This is a genomic window from Peribacillus muralis, assembly GCF_001439925.1.
In the GTDB taxonomy this organism is placed as follows: Bacteria; Bacillota; Bacilli; order Bacillales; family DSM-1321; genus Peribacillus; species Peribacillus muralis.
In genome coordinates, this window is the sequence record NZ_LMBV01000008.1 from 200857 (window position 1) to 223242 (window position 22386).

Consider the following 22386-nt stretch of genomic DNA (forward strand, 5'->3'; position numbering starts at 1 on the left):
ACATGGCTAATAATGTAGAACAGTTCTCTTCACAGCTTTCTGCTAAAATTTGGGGACACAGATTCAAAGATGGACAACGGGGACCTGAATATGTATTAGAGTTTTTTAATGTTATGTATGGAACAAAATATCAATTAAATGCCGATATGTATTTCAGGAAAAAATCCACCAATCTCAGAAAATTTATATTTGAAGGTGTTAAGGAAGGTAGTAAAAGAGATACTGCTAAATTAGATGAGGAGTCAAAGGATTCCCTTTATGGATTATATGATGCCATCGGTGAAGGGAACGAAAAGGTAGAAGTAATTCGAGAGTTTTTTAGGAATTTAGAAGTGCCATTAGTAGATGGCAAAGGGAAAGAAGCCGATCGTTCTTGGTATGCAAGGACATTATATCCTCTTCATGAAAGCCTATTATTCTTTGAACTTCGCAAAAAAGGAGAAAGTATTTCCTACGAACGTAACTTTTTTGCAAGAGGCGGAGAGTTATATTACTTAATGATTTCATATGGAACCCAGAAGGACTCTTGTTTAAAACTCAGTATAGAAAATAAATTAAGTGCACTTTTAACAAAAAATGTATCCATTGAGAGAATTGTAGATACTATTTCAAATGCTTTAGGGGATAAAAAAAATGAAAAGGATTTATATCCTTTAAAGAAATATACTCAAAATAAAGAAAATAATGAATTTCCTTTTTTACCAATACATGAACACTCATTATTTGATAAATTCGCCCTAGAACTTGATCAACTATTATCCTTAAACATTGATGTATATGAAATGTTTAAATTATTAACAAGTTTGGTTAGTTTCCAACTAACTCGATACATGTATGAACGTTCTAAGCCAGATGAATCATATGATACTTTATACTTTTTCGATTGTTTAGACGGACAAAATAGTCAAGTTCTCAAACATTCAGCTAATTCTTTTAAGCGTAATGAGTTACTTATGAAAGATAAATTAGAAGAGTATTTCGTTAAAGAGTTTATGAATAATATCGGAACAGAAGAGGCAGTAAATAATCAATTAGAAATGTGGAAAGATAATCCTGATATTTTTTTAGAACTACAAGGTCTTTCTAAGCTGCAATCTAGAAAACAACCTGTTGTAAAAGCATTGCTTTCTTGTAAAAACTATCAAGATGTTACTACAAAGCTAATAAAAACAGTTAGGGAAGTAGTATCAGATCAATTGAAGAGACAACAGACTGCTATTGTAAGAACCCTTTGTAGAGACGGTGGTCTAGGAAACTATAAAGCAGGCACCAATTATCGATATACAATGACTGATAATTTTTTACAATCGATCGTATTTATAAATGTTAAGCCAGGCGAGACAATGGAATTCAGCGAATTTTTAGAAGCTATTTATTTAGAGTATGGTTTCGTGATCGGAGATATTCAAGCAAAGCAAAGTGGACTATATGATTCCTCAAAGTTAAATATAAGTTACTACAATAAAAATGTACTGGCCTTAAGAAGTAAACTAAAGAAAAACGGTTTACTTATTGAATATTCTGATGCTACTGCAATGATAAGGAATCCATATGATGTAGTAGAAGGAGTAGTTGTCTAATGAATGAAAACAATTTAATAGGATCATGGATAAATAAATTACTAAGCGACCATTTTAAAGCTGAAAAACAAAACCACACCGAAAAATTGTTTTTGAAAATTACAGGTCTTAATCAAGAAAATATAATAAGCTTATTAAATGAATTTAGGAAAAGTAAGAGCATTTTACAGCAATCATATTATCCTATTATTCGTACTATCACCCCAATTAATAGTTTCGAAGAATTTTCTTTCCATGGGGCGGAGACAAGTACTTGGCTAAGGAACAATACAAGGGTTAATCAAGCACTTATACTTGTTATAAATGAAATTAATCCTGAATCACAAAGCTTAGAAAATATCTTTACTATTGATGAATCCTATTTATTGTCGAAACAAGGACTTGAGTCTCTTTTTAATCTCTTTTCTGAGAATGGAATTTTGGCAGCTGATGAAATAGGAATTTTAAATGACTTTATAAGCCTATTTAGGAAAGTTTCTGAACCACAACTTAGAAGTATATTGCAATTTCTAGTTCATTTAATTAATGATGAATCTCCTTCAGTAATCGATAAGATTCAAAAAAACTTACCTTATCTAAACCTTTTTAAAGATACAAAATTAACATTAAGTGATATAGGTAAATTAAAGAAAAACTATGAATTGGCTAATTTACAGGTAGGGAGTAGAAATTTAGATACTGAACAGCTGCAAAATAAACTCTATTCCTTTTTAGAAGAAGAGGAGCGAGTTTATTGGGCAGAAGATATATGGGAAAGTACTTCTTCTGAACAGTTTACAAAGGAAGCAATAGATTTCCTTAACAATAATGATAATACCTTTTTGTTTAATGAATTTAGCTTAGTAGAAAAAGTATTTAGTTTTAAAGTAGTAAAGAATATTAATGAAATGCTTATGGATATAAAACAAACCTATACATTTCAAGATGATAGAGAAGAGGAAGATTTTGAAAGCGGATATAATGACGTACTAGACGGTATTGATCCAGAGGCCATTCAAAAGTTCATTGACGATTGTGAAGATATCCTAAATGTTAAGCAAGGTTTGGTGAAAAAGTTAACAAGAATTGTAGAGAAATTAAGAAACCCTTCAGAATATGGGGACCTTTTCTATGGATTAACGAGAGAAATATTCGTATTTCTTGAAGAAAATTCAGATAGAGATGATATTGATAAACTATACTTTAACCTTTCTATTATTAACTCAAAGCTTCCAGAAAATATTTTAGCCATACAGAAATTATATTTGAATAATATAAATAAATTAATACCACGGCTTACTTTTGATATTTTATCATTAGATAAATATGATAACACCAGTAAAGAAACAGATGTATCCTACAATTTAAGTTTTCATATTGAAGAAAATATTATTGAAAACAAAAAATTTAAAATAAAAGGACTTAATCGTCTAGAAATTTATAGTCTGTATAGTCTGGTATCAAAAAAATCTATTCCTTACTTACAAAATTATGCGGAAAATGAAATAGAAATAATTGATGTGCGAAATTTTGTAGATGAAAAGGTAAAATACTATTTAGCTGGAAATGAACAGCAAATGAAAGATCATTTTGAAAAATTTTCGAATTTCCTATCCATTTATAGTGAGTTATTATCAATTGCTATAGAGGATGGATTAAGTGTGCTAAGTGTGAATAATTTAGAGGCTGAAGTTACAAATTTATTAGAAAATATATATGAGTCCTCTCAAGTTGCTAAGCATATATATCAGTATATAAATATTATCGGTGCTATTGACACATTTGAAACAAATAAAGGTGAAAGTTCAATACCTTATAGCAGAGTATTGACTATCCTTAATCCAATTCGATTAATATCTATAATTAAAAGATATGAAGAATTAAACATTCAAATTGAATCTTGGATTACTGCTGCAACGTCCGGCACTCTACAAGTAGAAAAATTGGATGATTATTTAGGATTTATTTACGAAAAGACAAGTAATTTAGCACCTAGATATTTCTCCACTAATAATGATAGGGTATTCCTAATTGAACAGGAAGAACGATTAGGTGAAGGGATATTTACCCTTAGTAGTAAGCCTCATCAATCAACAGATACTTTAGTAAATGAGCTATCAGAAGAACTAGGAAAAACGATTAAAAATTATTTAGAGGTATATCCATACTCAAAAGATGGACTCGATGTACTGATGCTATATTGTCAAAGTGCTGACATAGTCACAAAATGTATAGATGAAATATTTAAAAAGACGAAGGTGAATAAGCTTAGATTAACTGTTCATAGTGAACAGGCTGCCAAAATTCATGGGAATTTGAATAAATGGATTGAACAAAAAGAAGAGTATACAAAGCCACAGTTGGGATCTAAGTTTCCTAAGCTTGAGCTAAATGTTATATCCGGAAAAAATATTTCGTCCATTCAAGAAAGTGTTAATAGCCGAATGGCAGATGCGGATATCGTTGTATTGGCTGATTACTTTTCACAAGTAAACCAAATTCAAAATAACTTTGAAAGAATTAAACCTTCGACAAGTTCATCTTGGTTTGAAACTTTATATAAAGAGCCATTAAATGATGATGAAGCGGTAAAACGACTAAGTTTCGTAAGCGAACATTTGCCTGTTGCTTTGCAATCCTTTTATCAACTTCAATACATCATAGATACAAATCAAATGCCTGAAAGAAATAATATAAATGTTCTAAAAAATACGATTTCTATCTCTAATGTGAGTAATAATGCATTGATTGATTTTATGCATCAACGGTTCAATTGGGTTGTTATTCTTGATAGGTATCTAGATAAGACACTATTAACTAAAGCTTCTTCTCAGGCAAACATTATCCAATATAAATCTAAGACTGGTACGAATAGTAACTTCAAGTTAATTGTATCTTCTTCCAAATATATTAGGAAAATAAGTGAAGAAACAAGTGATTATGCCTATTATGATCGTTTGCATAGAAAGCTCGTTTCCATCCTAAAGAATGAAAACGTAAGTCGAGAAGAAGTTATAGCAGCAGTTAATAAAGTAAAAGATATTTCAGGAGCATTAGTTTTAAAAGTCATAGGAAAAGGAAAATATGCTCACGAAATGCTAGCTACTTATTTAACTACTAAAAAAAGAGGTAACGGTGATTCCACATCTTTAGAAGTGTGGTCTTCGTGTGACGATCTTCCATGGTTTTCAAATAATAAGAGAAGGCCAGATTTGGTTTTAACTTCAATAAATGAACAAGAGGGTAAATTAAATATCCATTTTGAATTAGTTGAATTGAAATTTGTAAGCCATACTATCATTGAAAAAGAAAGATACGATGCACTTAAACAAATTAAAAGTGGTTTGAGTTTATATGAAAAACTATTTAATTTTACTTCACCCAAACTTGATACTGAAGTTTGGCGGGAAGAATTAGTGCAATATTTTATTGAGAAGAGTTCATATAAACCTGATCAGATTTATTTGTTAAAAAAACTACAACATATAAATCTATCGGATATAACTGTAACGATGAGTGGAAGTGCTGATGTTTATTGCTACACATCAAATTTAACTGAATCGAGTTTCCAAAGGATTGATGAAGGTATCTATTTAGAGAAAATTGATTCTCAGACTGATAACTTTATATATACAAGATCTTTTATTCTTAAACAATTACAAACAAATGAACAGATTACTCCTGATTATGAAGAGTTAGATGAAGGTTATCTTATTGATATTCCAACGGGAATAATTGATGATGAAGAGTCTGGTGATATGGTTTCAAAAGATTCCGGAGTTCAAGTTGAAGATGAAAACTTCGGGGAAGACAAACAGCGGGAGTCGATCAAAGAACCAGACAAAGCTCAAGATGAAGAGCCAGACAAAGAACCTAGAAATATAATACCTAAAGTGGTTTCTTCTCCATCCTATTATCCTGAACAAGCTGCTTTAGAGCGCGTATCTGTTACATATGAAGATACTAAGGAAGATAACGAAGAATTAAAAAATTCTTATATAAAAAAATTAAAGTTAAAGTTGAATCAAGAAGGAGTTCACATCAATGTTAAAAAATCTATCATTGGTTCTGGAGTTATAAGATTGAACCTAGAGCTTCCTTCCGGTTCTTTTAAAAAAATATCTAATCGTTCCGAAGACATTCAAATTTGGTTAGGACTTAGTATGGAACCACATATTTTTATAGATAAAAACGGAATTAATATTGATGTCATTAGAGATGATCCAGAAACTGTATATTTTGAAAAATTTATGGAGATTGTTAGAGAACAACTACAGAATAAAATTTCTGAAACTAACTTAATTGCACCGCTAGGACTTGACCCTTTAAATAATATCGTATATATGGATTTTTCGAGCTCTTTGTCTCCGCATTTACTTACAGGCGGTACAACAGGAAGTGGTAAAAGTGTAACTTTAAACTCTATTATTCTAGGAATGATGTGTCTTTATTCTAATGAACATGTCGAATTTTTATTTATTGATCCTAAGAAAGTAGAATTTATGATTTATGAAAATAAACAACATACTATTGATGTTATTACAGAAATTGATGGTGCAGTAGGGAAATTAAATGAATTAGTAGCTGAGATGGAAAATAGGTATACCGTCTTTGCTGAAAAGCAGGTTACAAATCTAGAGGAATACCTAGAGGAATACAATAATACTCCGAAACTACCAAGAATTGTTTTAGTTTTTGATGAGTTTGCAGATTTTATGACTAGAGATTCAGAAACCAAGAAGGAAGTTGAAATAGCTATTCAACTTCTAAGTCAAAAAGGGCGAGCAGCAGGAATACATTTAATTATTTGCACACAAACCCCTAAAGCAGACATCATTAATACTAATATTAGAAATAATCTAGTGAGTAGACTTGCATTAAAAGCTGCCGATGCTAATGCTTCTAATATTATTCTTGATGAAGTAGGAGCAGAGAAATTGGCAGGAAAAGGAGATTTTCTTGCTAGGGTAAGTGGTACTGTTATAAGAGGAAAGAGCCCTTTCTTAACTACTAAAGTGAGAAGAGCGTTACTAAATTACTTTTCAAAAGAATAAACTTGAAGAACATCTAGATTTGATTCTAGATGTCTTCTTTTCAACAAATCAATTACTGGAAAAGCTTCTCCAGTGAAAAATAGAAAGGCGTTAGATGTGATATGGCATATGGGCAACATCAAAGCTTTTATTTAAGAGATAGATGGTTAAATAAAGGTATTAAGCATTTGGCTACCGATGAAAGATTTTTCTATGATAAAGATGCTTTTGAAAAAATCGGACTTGGAAAAAATATGGTTCAATCTCTACGGTATTGGGTTGTTGCTACAGGTGTAGTTTCAGAGGTATATAATGCTGAAAGAAAGAAAATACATCGCATCACTGACCTTGGCGATTTAGTATTTAAATACGATAAATTTATTAAATTTCCGGAAACAGCGTCTATTTTACACTATCAATTGGTTAAGGATATTGAGCCATCTTCTACATGGTATTGGTATTTCAATGTATATAAAGAAACAGTTTCAACTAAGGATAGCCTTCTCAATGAGCTCATAAAATGGGTGAAGGATACAGAGAAAAAAGCTGTTTCAGAGAAATCATTGAAGCGTGATATTGATTGTCTAGTGAAACTATATACGGCAGGACAAAATGTGAACGACCCTGAAGAAGTCATTCAAAGCCCCTTGCATAAATTAGGTTTAGTGGAAGAGATAAAAGGAGTTATTTACAAAAAGGCTTCTAACTATAATCATATTGGTTTAACCGCTTTAATGTATGTCTTATTGGATTACAGTTTTCAAAATGATGTTGATACTGTCAGTGTGGATGATTTAGTTCATTCTATTGGCTTATGGGGTAAAACTTTCAATATTAGCAGAAGTTCAATTGTGAATGCCCTGAATCAATTAACATTACATCCAAAGTATCCGGTAAGTTTTATTCGAACAAACAATTTAGATTTAATTAGAATCCCAAATATTACTCCACAGAACTTTTTACAAGATGAGTATAGCCGAAAGGTGGAAGTAATTAAATGATAGTTAAAGAGACCCCATTTAAAACGAGTGTCAATATAAAATTTGACTTAGGAAAAAAGGAATTTATCAATCGATACCTGCCTACACCTTCACACGCAGAATCTTTATTAGGTCTCTTAGGAGGATTTTCTGGTAAAGAAATTAGATCACATATTATTATTGGTCCTTATGGCACAGGTAAATCACTAATTGCTACCATTGTAGCCGGGCTAGTTTCAAAGAAAGTAGATAAGAGAACTTTCAATGCTTTATCAAAGAAATTCAACAAGGTACATGATGATATTTTTGATGAATTACTTGAGGTTAATAATATAGAAACAACCTACTTAACTGTCGCACTGAACGGGAATGAAGGAAGATTTAGACAATCTGTTTTAAATTCAATCATTAGAACTATTAATGAGAATAAGATTAATATTACTCTTCCAGGGCAAAATGGGAAGGTCATCCAAACTGTTGATTTATGGTCACAGCAGTTTCCAACAACATATAGGGCATTTAAGAAAATCCTGAAAGAAAAAGGAAAAGATATAGATACCTGGAGATTAGGAGTATTAAACCAAGAGAAAGAAGAAATCGATTGGTTTATAGATATATTTCCTTCACTAACTTCTGGGTCTGAGTTTGTTGTGGATTATAAGGAATCTTTTATTGATCAAATTAAGTTTGTGCTACATGAATTAAAGAAAAAAAATATTGGGTTATTCATTGCCTATGATGAGTTTGGCAGAATGCTCCAAACGATCGAACCTCATCTTGTTCATGAAACTATGCAAGATTTACAAGATCTAGCGGAGTTGACGAATAATACAGCGGATAATTTGCATTTGCTATTAATTACACATCGTAATTTAGCTCAATATTTAGGCTTGTTAAATGAAGAATTCAAGAATGAATTTCAAAGAATTGAAAAGCGATTTAGAACCTACTATGTAGAAAGTGACCGCTTCACTTTCATACGGATCGTTGATAGCTATCTTAACGATATAAACAGTAACAGGTTAGTTAAAACTGAAAACATACCGGATTTAATTGATCAATTAAGAAAATATCCTTTATTCCCAGAATTGAATCAACAGGAAGTTGAAAAGATCATTATAGAAGGAACGTATCCTTTACATCCAGTGACCCTATACTTATTACCATACTTATCTAGTTTTTTTGGACAAAATGAAAGAACGTTATTCACATTTCTAGAAAGTAGTGAAACTGGTGGTCTAACTAATCATCTCAATAAAAATGACGGATACTATCTTCCATCCCATTTATTTAGTTACTTTTTTCCTTCCTTACATGAAGTAGATACTGGTAATGATGGCTTTGAAGCAATGAAGATATACAAAAGCATTATTCATAAAGCACCCTTATTACTAGAGGATAAGAATAATTTGGAGGTTATAAAATTCATTACGCTATGGGATATGGCAGGTTTACAATCAAAATTTAAGCTGACAACAGACTTTTTACAGTTTGCCTTGAACAAAACAAGAAATGAATTAACCAATGTTCTTACAAAGTTATCATCAATAAAAACGATTAGATTTAATAGAGTAATGGGGTATTGGGAGTTAATGGAGGGTAGTTCATTCTTTATTGAAGAAATTATAAAAGAAAGACGGCCTTTTATTAAACTTAATTTAAATTTAAGAGAAACAATTTTAAAAAACTTGTTAACAAAACGATTCTTTTTATCCAATGATTATAATGATGAGAAAAGTATGACTCGATATGCTGAAATAGAGTTTCTATTCAGTTCAGAAATTTTACAGGATGAAGGTTGGAGAGAAAAATATAAAAAATCAAAGAAATCAGACGGGGTAGTTTTTTATATCATACTCGAATCTTTAAGTGATTTGGAATATGTTAAAGAAAAATTAAAAAATTCTAGTGAAGAATATTTTATTTACTGTATTTCTAAATATTCTTTTTCACCAATAGATGAACAAGTTACGGAACTTGTGGTCATTAATGACTTACTGAATGATATTGAATTGTTAAAAGAGGATAAATTTTTAAAGGAAGAATTGATATTAAGGAAAGAGGATCTAGAGTTTTCAATCAGAGATTTTATTGATAAATATACGAGCTATAGTTCTGATTGTTTATGGCTTTATAAGAACGACGAGATTGCTCTTCAGAGTGAAATTGCTTTAGAGCAACTTTTAAGTAATATTATGTTCAAAAATTATAGACTAACTCCAGAAGTTAGAAACGATTCATTTAATAGAAGAAAAATTAATAACATGCAGCGTAAAGCAGGTTATACCGTTCTTGATAAAGTTATCAATAATTATAGTAAACATGATCTTTCTATAGAAGGACAAGGGCCTGATTATTTAATCTATGCCACAGTATTTAAAAACAACAATTTTGATATTAGAGATCTAGATAATATAAGTTCAATTGAATTAAGAGAATTAAGAGAAAAATTAGTACATTACTTAGAGAGCAATGTAAATGGTTGTCTGAGTGATCTTTCAGCAATCTTACAAAGAGAACCATTTGGGATTAGAGCCCCTTTAATTCCTATATTTGTGGTTTCTTTATTAAGAGATAGATGGGATCAGTTGATGTTCTATAGAAATGATATGTATATAGCTGGGATTACAAGTGAGATTTTATATAAAATGTTCGAAGAAGCTAAAGAATATGAATATGTTTATTATAAATTTGATCAGCAATACGACGAGTTTTTCTTATCATTAGAAAATATTTTTAGTCATTATGAGAATGATCTAATAAAGAACAAGCCTAAATTTATTCGCTTGAATAACGCTATGCTTTCTTGGCTTAGAAGTCTTCCAAGGTATACTCAAACTACATCCAAACTTAATGAGAATATATTGTGGTTAAAAGAAATTATTAGAAAAAGCGAGATAAATCCTCAAGAAACTTTTAGGAAGTTATATGAGAGATATAATAACAACATTGACTTACTTTTAATGGAAAAGAAAGAGATAGAATTGGCTTATACGGAATTTAAGACATCCCTATGCCATGAAGTATTTAATATAGTAGGTGTAGTCTCATTTGATCAACTACATTCATGGGCACAGGATAATAATGTAGAAGTAAAGAAGAAAAATAAATTTGTAAAAAGTATAATTAATTTAGATCAATTAGAAAATTGGATTGAAGAGTTTGCCTACTCTTACTTGGGTATTGAACTATTAAATTGGTCTGATATCACTACCGAAATGTTTCTTAGACAAATCAGATCAGATTTCCAAGATACATCAATTCATAATCTAAATACTGGTAATCGAATAGAGATTGAATATAATGGAATAGTAAAGACTCTTAATAAAGTAAGTTTATCAACAAAGTCCGAAACAATTTATAAAAATGTTGAGCGGATGATTCGTAATGCAGGGCGTAATGTACCAAAAGAGGAAGTAGAATATCTTGTTTATAGTTTGTTTGATCAATTTGTAGAATAGAGAAGGTGACTTGTGTTGGATAGAAAACCAGTACATGTAGCTATGTTTAGCGGGGGCGCTGCAAGTGCCTATGTTGCTTATCAAATGGTACAAGCGCATGGAAAAGAAAATTGTATTCTTTTTTTTACTAATACATTGTGGGAAGATGACGATAATTATAGATTTATGGATGAGGTATCTGAATATATTGGACTTGAAATTACTGAACGAATAGATGGTAGAACTCCAGAAGAAGTTTTTTATGATTATCGATTTTTGGGAAATTCAAGGTTGGCGAAATGTTCAGAAGAGTTAAAAGTCTATCAAACTATTGTTTTCTTAGAAGAGCTTAGAGATCAACATAACTTAGAACCAATCCTTTACTTTGGAATTGGCCCACATGAGTCTCATCGGGCTGATAATTTAAAGGAATTTTATAGCCACCGCCCTCTTGAACCTATTGAAACTAGATTTCCTATGATTGAAACCTTTAGAGAGGATATTGATGCTAAAGGTATCATTGAAGGAGAATGGAGAATAAAATTACCAAGAATGTATGAAATGGGCTTTTCACATGCAAATTGTGGGGGGCGCTGTGTAAGGGGCGGTTATCAACATTACGCACAATTATACAAAATTTGGCCGGATAGATATGCGTTACAAGAAGAGATGGAAGAGAACTTTCGTAAGAACTTTGAAAAGAACGTATCTATCTTGAAAAAAGATGGAGGGCCCTTTACTTTAAGGGAATATAGAGAGCAAATGGATAGTGAAGGTGTAGAAAAATTCTTGAAAACAAAAGATGAAACAGTTCCATGTGTTTGTTCTTTCTCGTAACAATTAAGGTACTGTTGTAAACGATATTAAAGTAAAAAACCATGATTGAGTAAATCATGGTTCTTTATTGTACTCACCATTTGAATAAGTCATACATATAATGGGAATAAATAATAATACATAACCAGATATAAAATCTATCTGCAAGGGTGTTAATATGTTATATGTCAAGAATGGTCATGTTCTAGAAATAGGACAAAAAATAAGAGTATATCGGAATTTACACACAGGAACCTTCTCTATTCAAGATTTAAAGACCAGAATAGTCATAGCTCATGGAGATGGATTTATCCTACATGACGTTGATTTTAAAGTATACAAAAAGGGTCAAGAAAGAGTCAGAAACACTCTTCAAAAAAGGGTCCATGCTTATGTAATTGGAACTTATTCTGATGAAGAATGTAATTTAACATCTGAATATAGCCCCATTTTTTATGATCCATATAAAACAGATTACTTTGTTGAATTGAAATCATTTAACCCAGTTCACAAATCAGATTTATGTCTTTGTTTAAATAATAGATGTTATATAAAATGAACTTTAACCTGAAATAATTTATATAAGTATAAATTATTCAAGGAGTATTCTCTCAGAATTATGCTTGAATTCATCAGTTAAAATTCGCTTTTTTCAAGTAGACAAATGATTTATAAGAAAGGTATCTTGTACTATTTATACGAGATTAAAATTAGAGTGATAGAGACTTGTGAGGGGGTAATTATGGTTATTGAGAAAATACTAATAGAATTAATAAAAGACTTAACACAAGTAAATACATTAAGTTCAAAAATTTTTTACATAAAAAGCATCAACCAAAACGTAGTAGATATTACAGTCAATAAGTTCGATGGAGGGAAAGAGCGGGATATACAAATCCCTTTCAATACTATATTTAAAGCTTGGTATGAGTTTGTTTCAGTAAGAACTGCTTCTCCTTCAGATTTTGTTTTGACCAAAGATTTTTCTATATTAAATATGGCTTTCATATCTAAGCTTCCTTTTGTTGAAGTAATTCATTTAGCTGAGGAGCCAGCTATAAAACTACGAGAATTTAAAACAGATCAGTTACCTGCCGATAATTATGATAACTTTGAGATTTTCCTTGATGAGGTGTATAACGGCAAATATGACCCGTCTACATTAAGTGAACAAATAAGCGGAAGTATGTATCATCTTAAGTCTCGCAGTCGCCAAGACTTAAGATTAATAGGTTTGATAAACGAGGAAAATAAAATAAGTCAAACTCATATGAGTGAGTACTTAAATAGTAAGAATAAAAAACAATTCCTTAAAAAATTGGTATTGGTACAAGATTACTTTCAAATTGCATTAGAGTGCTTAAGTATTATGAAAAGGTGTTCTAAAGTTGAAAAAAGAACAGCTCTTATCGAGATAGGTATGTTAATAGTTCGTAATTCTCAAGGTGAAAACTTAATGCTTGAATCTGTTGCCAAGAAAAGAACAAATAATCTACTCTCATGGCTTGAAAATCTTCAATTAGTGGATCAAAATTGGATACCTATTAATAAGGAGTTGCAAAAAATGGACAGTAAACTACGAGAGTATTTTCTGAAAATATCGAGTGAATATCTAACAGCAAAAAGTGGGGGTTTTGGTGGAAATGTTATTGCTAGTTTTATAAGAAATGATGTACCAAAGGAGATTAGTAAGGTATCGTTTCTTGATAATAAGTACTATACCGTTGCAGCTTCTGCTGGTAAAGGGAATTGGGCAACGGTTCCTTGGATTTCTATTTTAAATAATGAGGTAACCAATTCTACACAAAGAGGGTATTACTTAGTTTACCTTTTTAGTGAAGATATGAAGCGACTTTATTTGTCTTTTAGTCAGGGGGTTACGGAAACGTCTAAAGAAGATATGCTGAGAATCAAAAAGGACATTCGTGGTCATATCACAATGGATTCTTCAGTCAAAAAAGATGATAACATGTTTATAGGATATAGCAATAAAGCAAAGCAATATGCAGAGTCGACTGCTGCTTATATTGAGTATAACCTTTATGATCTACCTTCTGAAACGAAGCTTGTTCAAGATCTTAATATGATGGTCGGCTATTATGAAGAGTATATAGCATTTAAAAGGAATCCTCTTATAGATCCTTTATATAAGCCAGCTCCGGGTAATGTGATTACATATGAAAAAGAAAAATGGTTAGCGAGTAACAAAGATCTAATCACTCACATCCATTCCTACATTACAGCTAAAGGTTTTTTATACTCAATAGAAGAAGTCACCAATTTGTTCCTATCTCTTAAAACAAAGCCATTTGTAATTCTTTCCGGTATTTCTGGTACAGGGAAGACGAAGGTTGTTCAGTGGTTTGCGGAGAGTGTGGGGGCTACTGAGGATAATGGGCAATTTACATTGATCCCGATTCGTCCGGATTGGAATGATGGGTCGGATTTGCTTGGGTATGTGGATATTAAGGGAGATTTTAAGCGAGGTCCGTTTACGACCGTTATTGAAAAAGCGGAACAGAATCCGGATGATCCTTATTTTGTGTTGCTCGATGAGATGAATTTGGCGCGGGTGGAGCATTATTTTAGCGATGTGTTGAGTGTGATGGAGAGTCGTAAGTGGGTGGATGGGAAGATGGTTACGTCTACGCTTCTTTCTGCGGAAATGGCTAAGCGGGATATTAGGCTGCCAGTGAACCTTTATGTTATTGGGACAGTCAATATGGATGAAACGACACATCCTTTTAGTAAAAAGGTGCTCGACCGGGCAAATACAATAGAGTTCAACCGGGTGGAATTATCGAATCTTGCTTTTCTGGAAGAGCAGGTGGAAGTGGAACCAAAATTGGTTCAGGATCATATATTCAGGTCCAAATATTTGCACTTGAAAGATCTTTATTTGGGGAATCAGGAGCTTGTTAAAAAGGTTACCGCTGAATTGGAAGATATCAATAAATCGTTGCAGCTAACCAATGCCCATATCGGTTATCGGGTTCGGGATGAGATATGTTTTTATCTTGCTTATAACGAAGACAATGAATTAATGAGCTTTGAGAATGCCTTTGATCATTGTATCTTACAAAAGATCCTGCCGCGCATTTCAGGAAGTGATACTCGAGTAGAGAGGTTACTAGAGGGTTTATATCGTTTGTTTACTACAAAAGAATATATCGATGATGAGGAAAGTAATGATATCAGCATACGTACAGCGAGATATCCGAAAAGTGCCGCTAAGGTAGTAGAGATGCTTAGGAGGTTGCGAGATGATGGCTTCACATCCTTCTGGATCTCCTGATGATGTCGACTTGGTCAAAATAGAGGCCGCGGCATTTTCATTAGTGATTAAGGGAAAGCCGTATCATCACCGGTACGAGGGGTTAAAGCAGTATCGAAAGATGGATTATCATGATGTTATGCAATTTTCTGTTTCAGGAGGAGACGTTCAAAGTGTTGAAGTCTATGATATTGAATCAGGAATGTTTACTGATTCCCAGCAGGTGCGGCCGATTTTCTTTGAAAATGGGACCTACCAAGTGCTTATCATTTCAAAACAGAATCAAGAACTGGACTTTTATCATGAACATCCATTGTTACGCAAGGCAATATCTCGTATGGAATTGAGTGGTATGTCGCTATTAACAGGGAATCTTCAATTTCAAAATGAGGTAGGGTATACGACTTTTGAAGTTCGATCAGGAGCACAAACGTTAGTGGAAGTAACGCTTGAAATTTTTCCTGTTAAATTGGATTATCAAAAAGATTATCGACAGCTGCTTGAGGAAGTGAATGATGAGATTTACAACTTGGCTTTTCACTTTATCCGGAAAACGTATTTAGGGTCAACCATCAAGCTTGAAGGCAAGCCAAGCAGGGCTGAATTCTATCGTTTGATGACGAAGCATTTTAAGCAGTTTATTCAGGCAGTAAACCGAATCGAGAGGCAGCCGCATCATATATTAGAAACATCATATGTAAAAGCGCGCGGCGATCAGCTCAGCAAAACTGATTCTTGTACACGGAAGTATTTGCAAAAGCGGAGTCAATCTTTTATGGAAGTGGAGAATGGAATTAGAATTCATGGGAAAACGATGATGCCGCGTGAAGGGGTTAAGCCTAAAAAAGAGTTGCGTTACGATACGATGGAAAATCGTTATGTGAAATGGATGATGGACAGGCTGATTCATAAGTTTGATGATTTGTTGGGCGCTTTAATGAATAAGAATAAGCGCTGGAAGGAAGAGCCTGATACGGAACTTCTGTTACGGCTGAATCAAATGAAACAGCAGCTAGAGTCAAGGAAGAACAATGTCTTTTGGCGCTCGATTGGCAGACTTGATCGTTCGGTAATGAGTTTGGTCTTGCAAATGGCACCAGGCTATCGTGATGCCTTTCAAATTTATTTAACTGTCTCAAAAGGCCTTATGCTGCAAGGAAAGCTATATCAAATGTCTGTTAAGGATGTCGCCACTTTATATGAATACTGGACTTTTTTAAAGCTAGGACAAATTTTGAGCAGTAAATATACCCTATTGAGTCAGGATATCGTCTGCGTGAACAGAGAGGGGCTGTTCGTGAATTTAGAGGCAAATAGAACGGCAAAACGAGTCTTTGAGCACCCAGTAACAAAGGAAAAGATTGAACTTATCTATCAAAAATATGAGAAAGATTTACCTACCATTCCGCAAAAGCCTGACTCGATGTTGACGATTGAGAAAAAAGGCAAGAATCACCGCTATAATTATGTATTTGATGCCAAATACCGAATTGATTATGCACAACCTGAAAGCTATTATGAATCCCGTTATAAAACGCCGGGACCGGTGGAAGATGATATTAATACGATGCACCGCTATAGGGATTCACTTGTTTCGATGATTAATGGTCCATATGAGCAGACAGCCTTTGGAGCGTATGTGTTATTTCCTTGGTCAGATGAGCAAAGGTATGAAGACCATCATTTTTATAAAAGTATAGATCAAGTCAATATTGGCGGTTTGCCTTTTTTGCCAAACGCTACCGATATGGTCGAGCGATTCCTAGAGTGTCTCATTGGAAAAAGTCCTGAGGAAATTCAGCGTGAAGGGATTTTACCTAGGGGGACGAAAGAGGAATGGGAATCAACTTTAGAAGAAAAAGTACTTGTCGGAACAATTTCGAACGAAGCAGTTTATCGAGACTTAATTCAGCAGGGCTACTATCAAATTCCTGTTAATAGCCTAAAAAGGGGCTGGCAAGAAGCAAAGTATGTAGCACTTTATACGACTTCAGAACTTGGGGAGAACGGTGTTAGAGAGTATAGGAAAATCAAGCGAATTTCGACTGAAGAAGATTCTGTTCTATTCTTTGTGGAAGTTTGGAAGAATACAAAGCAGGTTATCCGCCCTGTAAAATACGGCATAGCAACGTATATGATGACAACTCTTTCTTTACTAAACGAGGCAAAAGAGCTGCCAGAGCTATACATGAAAAACAAACAGGAAACCACTCTTTGGAGGATGCTTAGAAGGATTTCAGATCAGATAGAGATTAACCTGGATAACAAGGTTTTGGAGGACGCATTAGGAGTAGGGACTTTCTCATTTAAAGGAATCGAAATCCATTTGGACAAAGAGAAGCAAATCTTATCAATTAGAAATGATAGTCAGGAACGAATATTAGGTACGGATTTACTAATTCATCAGCCATCTAAAGTATTTCGAGAAGTGCTTGGTTTGCTTTAAATCACTATACTTTTGTATAGTGGTTTTTTTATATTTAACTTTGTTATAATTTTTGGGGAAGAGATATCATGCCAAATGAAAGTATGTTCTCCTTCATAAAATAATAACCCTCTCATCTTCCTTTACATAGATCAGTTAATAACTTAGCATTTTATTTGGATTAATTCACAAGACCTTGCACAATTTGAGAAACCATAAATACCAACAAACTTGAAATAATAGCTCCGACCAAAATATTATAGCCTGAAGTGAAATCATGATAGAATCCAATTGCTCCAACCAATAAAAAAATCAGCATAAAAACATATGATAGAGAGAGGGAAATTAAAATTTTACGAAAAACACGTTGATCTGCTACAACGTAACTATCGTTCCACTTATCATTTTTTTTGTTGATTAAAAAATTAATGACTTGATAGCCCATAACAAGAAAAGCTATCCCCCACAAAACCCATAAATTACTTCCTGTTTCATCTGCAAAAATTGAATAAGATGAATATCCAAAGCCTAAGAATAAGCACATGTAACCAACTAAAATCATCCATTTTTTCAAACGCATAAGAATCCCTCCTGAATTTAATCTGTTTTTTCTTCTAAAAAAAATAATTTATCGATTGGTTCATTTAATACAGCTGAGAGCATCAAAACAATTCCTATTGAGGGTTCGTATTTTTGTTTTTTCAAAGCAACAATGGTTTGTCTATGTACACCGATTCGATCCGAAAGTTCTTCTTGAGTAAAATCATGTAATCTTCGAAAATAGCGAACGTTGTTTTTTACTTTTCCTCTTTTCAAATTTTCCACCTCTTATGTATAGTATTTTATACAAAATGGATTGAAAAGGAAATATTTTCAGGTGTAAAAGGGTTTAAATGGATATGTATTATTGGCCAACAAACATGAATTGATTTAGAAGCAGTAGAGAAAAAGCAGTGGATACCATGTTTAACAAATGGTATCCACTACTTTTTTCATCAAAAACATCACCCCTCCCCAGCTACCTCCACCTTCCTTACAGCAGCATCCTTCCCGAAAATAACCGAAAGTACCACGATCACGGCGATTACAATCGTAAAATAGGTGATGGATTCATGTAGGAATAGGGTGGCGAATAGGATCATCAGGAATGGCTGCAGGTATTGGATTTGGCTGACTCTGGCTATTCCGCCGATTGCCATTCCGCTGTACCAGGCGACATAGGCGAGGAATTGGCTGACGACGGCGAGATAGATGAAGCTGATCCAGGCTTGGAATGGGGCGTGAAGCATTTCCGTTGTTACGCTTAGGGCGACTGGAATGATGAAAAAGGGAGCACCGATGATGATTGCCCAGGCAATCACCTGCCAGCTGCCTAATTCTTTTGCTAATTTTCCTCCTTCCGCGTAGCTAAGGCCGAGGATGATCACGGCTGTCAGTAAAGCTAGGTCGGCATATTGCAGTGAACCGAATCCCAGGTGGAGGGCATAGATGATGACGGCTAAGGAGCCGATTGCGCTTGATATCCAGAATTTGAGTGAGGGGATTTCGCCTGCACGAAGCATGGCAAATCCGGCTGTTGCTAATGGTAATAGCGCTACTTCCACTGCGCCATGGGAAACGGGCAAGGCTTCCATGGCCCACGAGGTAAGGAGCGGAAATCCTAATACGGCCCCGACGGCAACGATAAGGAGACTTTTGAATTGTCGGGGAGATGGTAATTTTTCTTTGCGTACGATCAATACGACCGCTACTAACATGGCCGCAATGACTGTTCTTCCTAAGCCGACGACCGTCGTTCCGAAGTGCTCGACGGCAATCCTTGTAGCAGGGAGCGTTAAGCTAAAACAAATGACACCCACCAATCCCAATAATAATCCGAGTTTTTCTCTTTGTTCTCCCTGCATCCTATCCAACTCCAATTCTGATATTTGTTCAGATCTGTACCATTTATAAAAAAAGTTTTGCTATAATTTACATATTATGAGACCGTATATTAATAATAAACACTTATTTTACTGATCTGTCCTGGTACAGTTGGAGGGAGGGCGACAGAATGAGCTCGAAATATAGTAGAATTATGGCGGACATGAAGCGCCGGCTGGAGGAGGGTTTACTTACTGCAGGCAGTAAGCTTCCTTCTGTTCGTCAGGTGTCTGAGGATTATGGCTGCAGCAAGAACACGGTCATGAAAGCTTATGATGAGCTTGAAAAAGAGCATGTTATTTATTCGGTTCCGAAAAGCGGATACTATGTTGTCAATGAGTTTCAAAAAGCGAGGGAAGAGCTGGAGGTGATTGATTTTTTGTCTGCCGGTCCGGATAAAAATATCATGCCTTATGTGGAATTTCAGCATTGTTTGAATCAGGCCATTGACCAATACAAAGAAGAGCTTTTTACCTACTCCGATCAACAAGGGCTGTATTCGTTGCGTGTGGAGTTGGTGAAATATCTGCAAAATTTACAGGTGTTCACCGAACCTGAAAGATTGGTCGTTGTATCTGGCTCGCAGCAAGCTCTTCATTTATTGGTTTCACTGGCTTTCCCAAATGGAAAAAACAATATTTTAATAGAGCAGCCTACTTATTTCGGCTTCATCGAGTCCCTTAATTTGCAGCAGGCGAATGTGTTAGGGATTGAATTAACGATGGAGGGGATTGAGCTTGAGCGGCTGGAATACATGTTTCGAAATAATGATATAAAATTTTTCTATATAATTCCGAGGTTTCACAATCCGCTTGGACATTGTTATACGAATCGCGAAAAGAAAAAAATCGTGGAGTTAGCGGAAAAATACGATGTCTATATCGTTGAGGATGACATTTTAGGAGATCTTGATCCAGATGCGAAGGCTGATCCGTTATTTTCCTATGATCCTTCGGGGCGGGTGATTTATATTAAAAGCCTTTCGAAAGTTTTTCTCCCAGGGTTAAGAATTGGTACGGTCGTTCTGCCAGCACTGATGATGAACGATTTTTTGCGAGCTAAATTCTGTTCGGATTTTAATAGTTCAGCACTTTCCCAAGGTGCGCTGGAAACCTATTTAAAAAGCGGGATGTTCAATAGCCATCTTAAAAAAGTAAAAGAGGTGTACCGGACGAAGATGCATCTCGTTCAAGAAGCCTGTGAAGCATTGCTGCCGGCTAATACCCAGTTTTCGAGACCAGCTTCAGGATTTTATCTTTCCATCAGCTTGCCTGAGCATGTGAAGGCGAAACAGGTCGTCCAGATGCTGCACGAGCAGCATATTTATGTGGATGATGCCTCCAGGATGTTTTTGCCTCAATATAAAAAGGAAAACCTGATTCGCTTAAGCATCTCCCAGGTGAATGAGAGTCAAATTAAACTAGGGATCAAGATGTTGGCTGACTGCATTGCAGTCCTTGACAGCAGAAAAAATCATAGAAAGCCGCCTACCTTTTTGCCCATTTAGGTTGAGTGCAGATAAAAATAAAGCCCTCCAAAGTATTTGGAGGGCTCATCATTATAGTCGGTTACGGCAGCACATTGCCTGCCGCGCGATAGATGCTATACCATTCTTCGCGTGTTAGCTTGATTTCGGTTGCCTTGCAGCAATCTTTAAGGCGGTCTTCATTCATCGTTCCGATGACCGGCTGCATGTGAGCGGGATGGCGCAGAAGCCAGGCGATGACGATCGTCGTGTTGCTGACGTCATATTTGCCGGCGATTTCATTGATTTGTTTGTTCAATTCAGGGAACTTTTCGTTTCCGAGGAAAACGCCTTCAAAGAATCCGTATTGGAAGGGTGACCAAGGCTGAATCGTGATATCGTTCAGTCTGCAAAAATCGAGCACACTGCCGTCGCGGTTCACGGCTTGATCATTTTCCATATTCACATTAAAGCCATTGGAAATCATGTTGGCGTTGGTGATGCTTAATTGCAGCTGGTTTGCGACAATCGGCTGCTTGACCGATTTTTTTAGCAGCTGGATTTGCATCGGATTTTGGTTGGAAACGCCGAAATGGCGCACTTTTCCTGAGTTTTCAAGAATGTCGAACGCCTCTGCCACTTCTTCCGGCTCCATTAACGTATCCGGGCGGTGGAGAAGAAAAGTATCCAGGTAATCCGTTTTCAGGCGCTTCAGGCTTGCGTCCACAGATTCGAGGATATGTTCTTTGGAGAAGTCAAACATCCCTTTGCGTATGCCGCATTTGGATTGTACGATGATCTTTTCGCGAATGCTTGCGTTCATCCCGATCGCGTCGGCGAAAATTTCCTCGCATTCGCCACTGCCATAAATATCAGCATGGTCGAAGAAGTTCGCGCCTAATTCCAACGCCGTTTGCACAAAGTGCTCAGCCTCGGTCTTGTCCAGCGAGTTGATTCGCATGCAGCCGACTGAAACGACCGGCACCTCTAATGTGCTGCTTCCAAGTTTCATAGTCCTCATGAATTCATGTCCTCCTTAATTGTGTACAGGGTGTGAGAGTCCGTCACCTGCAGACCTTCATTACAAGCGGGTTGCTTCACGTTACAAGTAAATTTGCGTAGCTCTTTTTGATTGTGACACATCTTGCTAGTAGTTTTCAAGATTTAACATAGGGTGAAGGAAAATTAATGAAATTCATAAAAGCTGCTACGTTTCAATATAGTACTACTTTATATTTCGCCAGGATGAGCTTCCTGGAAGAATATAAATATACTCAAAAAAAAGAAAGTCCAACACTAAACTGGCATCCATGTCAAAGACACTTATGCTGAAAATGTTATTGTACTCATGATGTCTCCCAGTCCCCTTATTGTGAAATAACTATATAAAAAATACCTGTAAATTGGTATTATCCCCTTCAGGTAGACAGAGAAAAAAGAGAACATGATAAAATGTTCTTAACTGTCAATC

13 protein-coding genes are annotated in these 22386 nt (G+C 34.7%); 9 read left to right on the forward strand and 4 right to left on the reverse strand.

From position 1 onward, the window contains the following. Positions 1-2: 2 nt before the first annotated feature. The 8 genes from ASU00_RS12805 (at position 3) to ASU00_RS12840 (ending at position 17548) form a co-directional block, all read left to right on the forward strand. Positions 3-1580, forward strand: coding sequence for a hypothetical protein (locus ASU00_RS12805; protein ID WP_057913852.1), 1578 nt, complete (start codon positions 3-5; stop codon positions 1578-1580). Further along, complete coding sequence (locus ASU00_RS12810; RefSeq protein WP_057913853.1) at positions 1580-6613, forward strand: FtsK/SpoIIIE domain-containing protein; 5034 nt, start codon at positions 1580-1582, stop codon at positions 6611-6613. Before ASU00_RS12805 ends, ASU00_RS12810 begins: the two co-directional genes overlap by 1 nt. A gap of 101 nt (positions 6614-6714) precedes the next feature. After that, on the forward strand, positions 6715-7593 hold the full coding sequence (locus ASU00_RS12815; protein WP_057913854.1) for a DUF4007 family protein: 879 nt from the start codon (positions 6715-6717) through the stop codon (positions 7591-7593). Continuing rightward, on the forward strand, positions 7590-11033 hold the full coding sequence (locus tag ASU00_RS12820) for a hypothetical protein (RefSeq protein WP_057913855.1): 3444 nt from the start codon (positions 7590-7592) through the stop codon (positions 11031-11033). Before ASU00_RS12815 ends, ASU00_RS12820 begins: the two co-directional genes overlap by 4 nt. A 12-nt stretch (positions 11034-11045) precedes the next feature. Next, positions 11046-11849, forward strand: a complete 804-nt coding sequence (locus tag ASU00_RS12825) for a hypothetical protein (protein ID WP_057913856.1) — start codon at positions 11046-11048, stop codon at positions 11847-11849. A gap of 157 nt (positions 11850-12006) precedes the next feature. Next, a complete protein-coding gene (locus ASU00_RS12830; protein ID WP_057913857.1) occupies positions 12007-12387 on the forward strand; it encodes a hypothetical protein in 381 nt (126 codons plus the stop codon). Positions 12388-12570: 183 nt separating this feature from the next. Then, positions 12571-15123, forward strand: coding sequence for an MrcB family domain-containing protein (locus ASU00_RS12835; protein WP_057913858.1), 2553 nt, complete (start codon positions 12571-12573; stop codon positions 15121-15123). Beyond that, complete coding sequence (locus ASU00_RS12840; protein WP_057913877.1) at positions 15095-17548, forward strand: restriction endonuclease-like protein; 2454 nt, start codon at positions 15095-15097, stop codon at positions 17546-17548. Before ASU00_RS12835 ends, ASU00_RS12840 begins: the two co-directional genes overlap by 29 nt. 160 nt (positions 17549-17708) lie before the next feature. Here ASU00_RS12840 and ASU00_RS12845 read toward each other — a convergent pair whose 3' ends face one another. The 3 genes from ASU00_RS12845 to ASU00_RS12855 all read right to left on the reverse strand — a co-directional run bounded on the left by ASU00_RS12845 (position 17709) and on the right by ASU00_RS12855 (position 19431). Continuing rightward, entirely contained in the window at positions 17709-18107 is a 399-nt protein-coding gene (locus ASU00_RS12845) for a hypothetical protein (RefSeq protein WP_057913859.1), read from the reverse strand. A 17-nt stretch (positions 18108-18124) separates the two neighbouring features. Next, positions 18125-18343 (reverse strand): helix-turn-helix transcriptional regulator, encoded by a 219-nt coding sequence (locus ASU00_RS12850; protein WP_057913860.1) that lies wholly within the window; start codon positions 18341-18343, stop codon positions 18125-18127. A 188-nt stretch (positions 18344-18531) separates the two neighbouring features. Next, a complete protein-coding gene (locus tag ASU00_RS12855; RefSeq protein ID WP_057913861.1) occupies positions 18532-19431 on the reverse strand; it encodes a DMT family transporter in 900 nt (299 codons plus the stop codon). A gap of 149 nt (positions 19432-19580) precedes the next feature. Here ASU00_RS12855 and ASU00_RS12860 point away from each other — a divergent pair, with 149 nt between their 5' ends. Further along, positions 19581-20957 carry an aminotransferase-like domain-containing protein gene (locus ASU00_RS12860; RefSeq protein WP_057913862.1) on the forward strand — a complete coding sequence of 459 codons (1377 nt, stop codon included), beginning with the start codon at positions 19581-19583 and terminating at the stop codon, positions 20955-20957. Between the two features lie 61 nt (positions 20958-21018). Here the strand turns inward: ASU00_RS12860 and ASU00_RS12865 are convergent, their stop codons facing one another. Further along, positions 21019-21936 carry an aldo/keto reductase gene (locus ASU00_RS12865; RefSeq protein ID WP_057913863.1) on the reverse strand — a complete coding sequence of 306 codons (918 nt, stop codon included), beginning with the start codon at positions 21934-21936 and terminating at the stop codon, positions 21019-21021. Between the last annotated feature and the right edge of the window lie 450 nt (positions 21937-22386).

Excerpts from the sequence above, each read along its gene's own strand:
- ASU00_RS12805 (WP_057913852.1), top strand. The coding sequence starts at position 3 with ATGGCTAATAATGTAGAACAGTTCTCTTCACAGCTTTCTGCTAAAATT.
- ASU00_RS12810 (WP_057913853.1), top strand. The coding sequence starts at position 1,580 with ATGAATGAAAACAATTTAATAGGATCATGGATAAATAAATTACTAAGC.
- ASU00_RS12815 (WP_057913854.1), top strand. The coding sequence starts at position 6,715 with ATGGCATATGGGCAACATCAAAGCTTTTATTTAAGAGATAGATGGTTA.
- ASU00_RS12820 (WP_057913855.1), top strand. The coding sequence starts at position 7,590 with ATGATAGTTAAAGAGACCCCATTTAAAACGAGTGTCAATATAAAATTT.
- ASU00_RS12830 (WP_057913857.1), top strand. The coding sequence starts at position 12,007 with ATGTTATATGTCAAGAATGGTCATGTTCTAGAAATAGGACAAAAAATA.
- ASU00_RS12835 (WP_057913858.1), top strand. The coding sequence starts at position 12,571 with ATGGTTATTGAGAAAATACTAATAGAATTAATAAAAGACTTAACACAA.
- ASU00_RS12840 (WP_057913877.1), top strand. The coding sequence starts at position 15,095 with ATGGCTTCACATCCTTCTGGATCTCCTGATGATGTCGACTTGGTCAAA.
- ASU00_RS12845 (WP_057913859.1), bottom strand. The coding sequence starts at position 18,107 with ATGCGTTTGAAAAAATGGATGATTTTAGTTGGTTACATGTGCTTATTC.
- ASU00_RS12855 (WP_057913861.1), bottom strand. The coding sequence starts at position 19,431 with ATGCAGGGAGAACAAAGAGAAAAACTCGGATTATTATTGGGATTGGTG.
- ASU00_RS12860 (WP_057913862.1), top strand. The coding sequence starts at position 19,581 with ATGAGCTCGAAATATAGTAGAATTATGGCGGACATGAAGCGCCGGCTG.
- ASU00_RS12865 (WP_057913863.1), bottom strand. The coding sequence starts at position 21,936 with ATGAGGACTATGAAACTTGGAAGCAGCACATTAGAGGTGCCGGTCGTT.